7 protein-coding genes are annotated in these 6,087 nt (G+C 72.8%); 4 read left to right on the forward strand and 3 right to left on the reverse strand.

What is annotated here, in order from left to right:
• The coding region (locus tag ACZ6ZR_RS29490; protein ID WP_465647438.1) for a TerD family protein at positions 1-961 on the reverse strand (961 nt) is incomplete at its 3' end.
• A gap of 470 nt (positions 962-1,431) precedes the next feature.
• Between ACZ6ZR_RS29490 and xseA the strand changes: the two genes are divergently transcribed.
• Positions 1,432-2,643, forward strand: a complete 1,212-nt coding sequence (gene xseA, locus ACZ6ZR_RS29495; RefSeq protein WP_465647440.1) for an exodeoxyribonuclease VII large subunit — start codon at positions 1,432-1,434, stop codon at positions 2,641-2,643.
• On the opposite strand, the gene ACZ6ZR_RS29500 is transcribed toward xseA, so the two are convergent.
• The gene (locus tag ACZ6ZR_RS29500; protein ID WP_465647442.1) at positions 2,634-3,125 is read right to left on the reverse strand and encodes a GNAT family N-acetyltransferase; all 492 of its coding nucleotides are present in this window, start codon (positions 3,123-3,125) and stop codon (positions 2,634-2,636) included. The genes xseA and ACZ6ZR_RS29500 overlap by 10 nt on opposite strands.
• Before the next feature lie 70 nt (positions 3,126-3,195).
• Here ACZ6ZR_RS29500 and ACZ6ZR_RS29505 point away from each other — a divergent pair, with 70 nt between their 5' ends.
• Both ACZ6ZR_RS29505 and ACZ6ZR_RS29510 read left to right on the forward strand, forming a co-directional pair.
• On the forward strand, positions 3,196-3,444 hold the full coding sequence (locus ACZ6ZR_RS29505) for an exodeoxyribonuclease VII small subunit (protein ID WP_465647444.1): 249 nt from the start codon (positions 3,196-3,198) through the stop codon (positions 3,442-3,444).
• A gap of 122 nt (positions 3,445-3,566) precedes the next feature.
• Entirely contained in the window at positions 3,567-4,157 is a 591-nt protein-coding gene (locus ACZ6ZR_RS29510) for a malonic semialdehyde reductase (RefSeq protein ID WP_465647446.1), read from the forward strand.
• A 99-nt stretch (positions 4,158-4,256) separates the two neighbouring features.
• On the opposite strand, the gene ACZ6ZR_RS29515 is transcribed toward ACZ6ZR_RS29510, so the two are convergent.
• On the reverse strand, positions 4,257-4,733 hold the full coding sequence (locus ACZ6ZR_RS29515; protein WP_465647448.1) for a DUF4245 domain-containing protein: 477 nt from the start codon (positions 4,731-4,733) through the stop codon (positions 4,257-4,259).
• A gap of 260 nt (positions 4,734-4,993) precedes the next feature.
• On the opposite strand from ACZ6ZR_RS29515, the gene glpX reads away from it, so the two are divergent.
• On the forward strand, positions 4,994-6,031 hold the full coding sequence (glpX, locus tag ACZ6ZR_RS29520; RefSeq protein WP_465647450.1) for a class II fructose-bisphosphatase: 1,038 nt from the start codon (positions 4,994-4,996) through the stop codon (positions 6,029-6,031).
• The last annotated feature ends 56 nt before the right edge of the window (positions 6,032-6,087 follow it).

The following is a 6,087-nucleotide window of genomic DNA, read 5'->3' on the forward strand; positions in this document are numbered from 1 at the left end:
TGCGGTCGTCGTTGGCCAACTGGACGAACGGCGGCTCGTGCAGACCGCCGAAGCGCCCGCCGATCGCCTGGACGATGCCCGCGCTGCCGTCCCGCAGCTGCCAGAGGCAGGCCAGGTCGAGGTCCCGGCCGGCCAGCGCGTTGGTGCCCTGGCCCTGGGCGGCGTTGCGGAGCTTGGTCAGCCAGCCGGAGGTCTTCTGCGGCTGGGCCGCCGGGGCAGCGGCCTGCGGCGCCGCCGACCAGTTGAGGTTCACCCGGAGCAGGCCGCCGACCGCGCCGTGCTTGCGCAGCGAGAGCTTGGGGGCCTCCTTGGTGAGGGTGATCTTGGAGAAGTTGAGCGGGGCCGGGGCGGCGGCCGGCGGCGCGGCGGGCATCGGCGGGGCAGGAGCGGGGGCCGGGGCCGGGTGGGAGGCGGGGGCGGTCACCGGGGCGGGCTCCTCGTCCACCTGGATGCCGTAGTCGGTGGCCAGACCGGCCAGGCCGGAGTCGTAGCCCTGGCCGACCGCCCGGAACTTCCACGCCCCGGCCCGGCGGTAGAGCTCGCCGAGCACGAAGGCGGTCTCGGTGCTGGCGCCGGTGTCCTCGAAGCGGACCAGCTCGGCACCGGTGACGGCGTCCAGCAGGCGCAGGTACAGACCGGGGAGGGCACCGAACGGGCCGCCGTCGCTGGAGGCGGCGAGCACCACCGTCTCGACGGCGGGGTCGAGGCCGGGCAGACGGACCGTCAGGCCGTCGAGGACGGACCCGTCCGGGAGCTGCTGCTTGCCGCCGTGGCGGACGGCGCCGGAGGTGTCCTGCGGCTGGTTGTAGAAGACGAAGTCGGCGTCGGAACGGACCCGGCCGCCGGACAGCAGCAGCGCCGAGGCATCGGCGTCCGGCACGCCCGGCCCGGCACGCCAGCCCAGCTCGACCCGCACCTCGGCCGCGTCCACCGGCACGTTCGCGCCCTTGGAGATCGCCATCGCCTCGCCACTCCCCGCAGTTGACACCCCGCCAGCCTAGTGCCGTTCCCGGCAAGGTTTGCCCCGTCGCGTCGTTCGGTGCGTGCTATCGGCGTGCCGGGCGAAGGCCCGTCGTAGCGGAGCTACCCGGGCTTTTGGCCGGTGCGGCGAGAGTGCGTGCCGGGCGGCGTGACGGGGCAAACCTTGCCGGGAACGGCACTAGTGGCCGCGACGGCGGTCGCCCCAGGGGCGCGAGGAACTGCGCGAGTTCGGAAGGCGACGCACCAGTGACTGAGGGTACGTCAGCCAGTTGCACGTGCTGCGGCCCCCGCGCGGGGAACGGCAACACGTGCAACTGGCTCTCGTGCCCCGGCCTCACGCTGGGTCGCCTTCCGATTCGCGCAGTTCCTCGCGCCCCCGGCCGCACGCTCTGCCGCGCCCGTGAGGCGCTGCCCTGCCGAGCGTGGGTGGGCAGGGATAGCCTCGTCGGTATGGCGAACAGCAGCTCACCCGAGGCGCCGATCCCGGTCGGCAAGGTGTCCGCGCTCATCGGCGGGTGGGTGGACCGGCTGGGGGCGGTCTGGGTGGAGGGGCAGATCACCCAGCTGAGCCGCCGTCCGGGCGCCGGGGTGGTGTTCCTGACGCTCCGTGACCCGGACCGGGACGTCTCACTGACCGTCACCTGTTTCCGGCAGGTCTTCGAGCAGGTGGCCGAGGACGTCCGCGAGGGTTCCCGGATCCTGGTGCACGCCAAGCCGGAGTGGTACGTGGCGCGCGGCACCCTGTCCCTCCGGGCGACCGAGATCCGCCTGGTCGGGCTGGGCGAGCTGCTGGCCCGGCTGGAGCACCTGAAGCGGGCGCTGGCCGCCGAGGGCCTGTTCGACGCCGAGCGGAAGAAGCCGCTGCCGTTCCTGCCGCACTGCGTCGGCCTGGTGACCGGCCGGGATTCGGCGGCCGAGCGGGACGTGCTGGAGAACGCGCGGCGCCGCTGGCCGGCCGTCCGCTTCGAGGTGCGGAACGTACCGGTGCAGGGGGTCGCCGCGGTGGCCCAGGTGACCGCCGCGGTCAAGGAGTTGGACGAGCACCCCGAGGTGGACGTGATCGTGGTGGCCCGGGGCGGTGGCAGCGTGGAGGACCTGCTGCCGTTCTCCGACGAGGTCCTGGTGCGGGCGGTGGCGGCGGCCCGGACGCCGGTGGTGAGCGCGATCGGGCACGAGCCGGACCAGCCGCTGCTGGACTTCGTCGCCGACCTGCGGGCCTCCACCCCGACCGACGCCGCCAAGCGGGTGGTCCCGGACGTGGGCGAGGAGCTGGCCCGGGTGCACCAGCTGCGGGACCGGGCCCGGCGGTACGTCGTCCAGCGGGTGGAGCGCGAGCGGGCCGGGCTGGCCGGGGTGCTGAGCCGCCCGGTGCTGGCCGCCCCGCACCGGCTGGTGGACGGGCCGGCCGAGGAGGTGGCCCAGCTGGTCGGGCGGGCCCGCCGGGTGCTCGGCCACCGGCTGGACGCGGCGGGGTCGGACCTCGGGCACACCCTGGCCCGGGTGGTGGCGCTCTCCCCGCTGGCCACCCTGGAGCGCGGCTACGCGGTGCTCCAGCGGGCGGACGGCCACGTGGTCACCGACCCGGCGGCGCTGGCGGCCGGCGAGAGGCTGCACGCCCGGGTCGCCGAGGGCGCCTTCGAGGTGACGGTGGATCAGGACTGATCGACCAGCAGCCGCTGCCGGGAGAGCGGGACGGAGTGCTCGGCGAAGCCCAGCTCGCGGTAGAGCCGCTCTCCGTCGACGGTGGCGTGCAGGTCGACCCGGGTGGCCCGGCGGGCGTCGAACCACTCCAGCAGGGTGGCGGTGCAGGCCCGGGCGTAGCCGAGGCGGCGGTGGTCCGGGTCGGTGCAGATGTTGAAGACGAAGCCGAACAGGCCGTCGGGGTGGCCGGGCGCGGGGAGCCGCTGCTCCAAGGTCCCGACGGCGCAGGCGGCCAGCCGGCCCGGACGCCCGGGGTCGTCCACCACGAAGGCGGGCATGGTGAGCTCCTCCGGCGGCGCAGCGAGCCGCTCCCGGAGCACCGCCTCGGCGGTGGCCTCCCACTCCCCCGGCGCCGCGGCGCCGGACATCGACTCGAACATCAGCCCGCGCAGCCGCACCAGCTCGGGGGCGTCGGCGGGGGTGGCGGTCCGTACGGTGATCATGCCGCGAAGGCTAGCCGGACGGGGCGGGGCACGGCCGTGAATTGTCCTCCGCTGCGCCTACCCTGACGACATGACAGAGTCTGCGGGGAATAACGGCGACGACGCCCTCGGTTACGAGCAGGCGCGTGATGCTCTCCTGGACGTGGTCCGGCGGCTGGAGGCCGGCGGGGTGCCGTTGGAGGAGTCGCTGGCGCTCTGGGAGCGCGGCGAGGAGCTGGCGAAGGTCTGCCAGCGGTGGCTGGACGGCGCGCGGGCGCGGCTGGACGCGGCGCTGGCCGCCGAGGGCGGTGCCGGAGGGGCTGCTGTGAACTCCGTGTGACAGGGCCCACTACTGAGTTGCGGAATAGTTTAAGTTTCACCTAACGTTGGGACCGTACGAACGGCGCAGGACCGGCTGTTCGAAGCTTCCCGTTGTTCCCTTTCCGCATGAGGTGGACTGCAATGACCCTGGTTCTCGACGCCGTCGCTCAGGACCTTCTGTTCCGCGAGGCCCGCACCGCCAACACCTTCACCGACGAGCCGGTCACCGACGAGCAGGTCCAGGCGATCTACGACCTGGTCAAGTACGCGCCGACCTCGATGAACCAGTCGCCGCTGCGCATCGTCCTGGTCCGCTCGGACGAGGCCCGCGCCCGCCTGGTCTCGCACCTCGGTGACGGCAACAAGAAGAAGACCGAGGCCGCGCCGCTGGTCGCCATCCTGGCCGCCGACCACGACTTCCACGACTCGCTGCCGAAGCTCTTCCCGCACTTCCCGGCCGCCAAGAGCTTCTTCGAGGAGATCGAGGGCCGCACCGCGTCGGCCCGCTTCAACGCCTCGCTGCAGCTCGCCTACTTCATCATCGGCATCCGCGCCGCCGGCCTGGCCGCCGGCCCGATGACCGGTTACGACGCCGATGGCCTGAACAAGGACTTCTTCGGCGACGGCAAGCACTCGGTGCTGGCCGTGGTGAACATCGGCAAGCCGGGCGAGGACGCCTGGTTCCCGCGTTCCCCGCGCCTGGAGTACGACGAGGTCGTCACCACCGTCTGACCTCCCGTCAGCGGTTGGACCAGTGCATGAAAGGAGCCCCCGGCCATCGGCCGGGGGCTCCTTCGTCGTCCGGGAGGTGGGGCCGCCCTGGACGCGGGGTCACTTCAGGATGCGGGCGAACCCGGTCAGCTCCTCGTACGTGGCGGTGCCGGTGACCACGGTGGTGGCACCGCCGGTCTTCAGGACCAGGCCGCGGTAGGACTTGCCCTGGTAGCGCTGCCACTCCTGGCCGCCGACCGAGGCCGTGCCGTCCGGCTTGGCGCCCTCGACCACCTCGGCCACCGCCTTGTCCGGCTCGGCCACCCGCTGCTCCACCGCGATGTACTGGCCGGAGGGGGTGACGAAGCCCAGGTGCCAGGAGGCGGAGCCCTTGGCACCGCCGTCGTAGCTGACCGAGGTGGCCTTCCAGTCCGCGCCCAGGCCCTCGGGCGCCAGCACCGGGTACGGGGCCGCCCGCTTGGCCGAGGCCAGCGTGGAGCGGTAGTCGACCGCCTTCATCCCGCCGCCCTCCGAGTGCGGGATGAACAGGTACCCGACGAAGACCACGACACCGACCGCCAGCATCGACAGGACCATGTCCCGTACCGTCTGCCGGCCTCTCATGCTGCTTTTGCCTGCCACCCCCACATGGTGACCCATGCCCCTCGGACTTCGGACAACCGGGGTGCACTCCGACGGGTGAACCAGGACGGAACCGGACGGAACACCCGGCCACCGGGGGTGCGCCACAGACAGTCATCTGATGGACGGATACGATCGCAGGACCCTCATCACGGCGTTCGACCAGGCAAGCTCTGTCGGGCGCTCTGGCCGTCGCGTACAGAGAGGTCACGACGATGACCGCCCCGCACAGCAACTTCCCCAGCTCCCTGGTGGTGGCCCCGGAGGCCCCCGACCGCAACCTCGCCCTCGAACTGGTCCGGGTGACCGAGGCCGCCGCGATGGCGGCCGGCCGCTGGGTCGGCCGCGGCGACAAGAACCGCGCCGACGGCGCCGCCGTGAAGGCCATGCGCACCCTAGTCTCGACCGTCTCGATGAACGGCATCGTCGTCATCGGCGAGGGCGAGAAGGACGAAGCCCCGATGCTCTACAACGGCGAGCGGGTCGGCGACGGCACCGGTGCCGAGTGCGACGTCGCGGTGGACCCGGTGGACGGGACCACGCTCACCGCCAAGGGCATGGCCAACGCGGTGGCCGTGCTCGCGGTCGCCGACCGGGGCACCATGTTCGACCCGAGCGCGGTCTTCTACATGGACAAGCTGGTGGCCGGCCCCGAGGCGGCCGAGTACGTCGACATCACCGCCCCGGTCGCGGTCAACGTCCGCCGGGTCGCCAAGGCCAAGGGCACCGCGGTCGAGGACGTCACCGTGATGGTGCTGGACCGCCCCCGCCACAACGACCTGGTCCGGGAGATCCGCGAGGCGGGTGCCCGGATCAAGTTCATCTCGGACGGCGACGTGGCCGGCGCGATCATGACCGCCCGCGAGGGCACCGGCGTCGACCTGCTGATGGGCATCGGCGGCACCCCCGAGGGGATCATCGCGGCCTGTGCCATGAAGTGCATGGGCGGTGTGATCCAGGGCAAGCTCTGGCCCAAGGACGACGCCGAGCGCCAGCGCGCGCTGGACGCCGGCCACGACCTGGACCGGGTGCTCACCACCGACGACCTGGTCAGCGGCGAGAACGTGTTCTTCGTCGCCACCGGCATCACCGACGGCGAGCTGCTGCGCGGCGTGCACTACCGCTCGGAGACCGCCACCACCAGCTCGCTGGTGATGCGCTCCAAGAGCGGCACCATCCGGGAGATCCACTCCACCCACAAGCTGTCCAAGCTGCGGGCTTACAGCGCGATCGACTTCGACCGCGCCAACTGAGCACCGCACGGCGAGGGGCGGCGGCATCCGGGCACTCCCCGGCGGCCGCCGCCCCG

This window comes from Kitasatospora sp. NPDC088742 (genome assembly GCF_055584905.1).

What these genes read in the sequence shown, in the direction of transcription:
- xseA (WP_465647440.1), top strand. Translation starts at nt 1,432, where the DNA reads ATGGCGAACAGCAGCTCACCCGAGGCGCCGATCCCGGTCGGCAAGGTG.
- ACZ6ZR_RS29500 (WP_465647442.1), bottom strand. Translation starts at nt 3,125, where the DNA reads ATGATCACCGTACGGACCGCCACCCCCGCCGACGCCCCCGAGCTGGTG.
- ACZ6ZR_RS29505 (WP_465647444.1), top strand. Translation starts at nt 3,196, where the DNA reads ATGACAGAGTCTGCGGGGAATAACGGCGACGACGCCCTCGGTTACGAG.
- ACZ6ZR_RS29510 (WP_465647446.1), top strand. Translation starts at nt 3,567, where the DNA reads ATGACCCTGGTTCTCGACGCCGTCGCTCAGGACCTTCTGTTCCGCGAG.
- ACZ6ZR_RS29515 (WP_465647448.1), bottom strand. Translation starts at nt 4,733, where the DNA reads ATGGTCCTGTCGATGCTGGCGGTCGGTGTCGTGGTCTTCGTCGGGTAC.
- glpX (WP_465647450.1), top strand. Translation starts at nt 4,994, where the DNA reads ATGACCGCCCCGCACAGCAACTTCCCCAGCTCCCTGGTGGTGGCCCCG.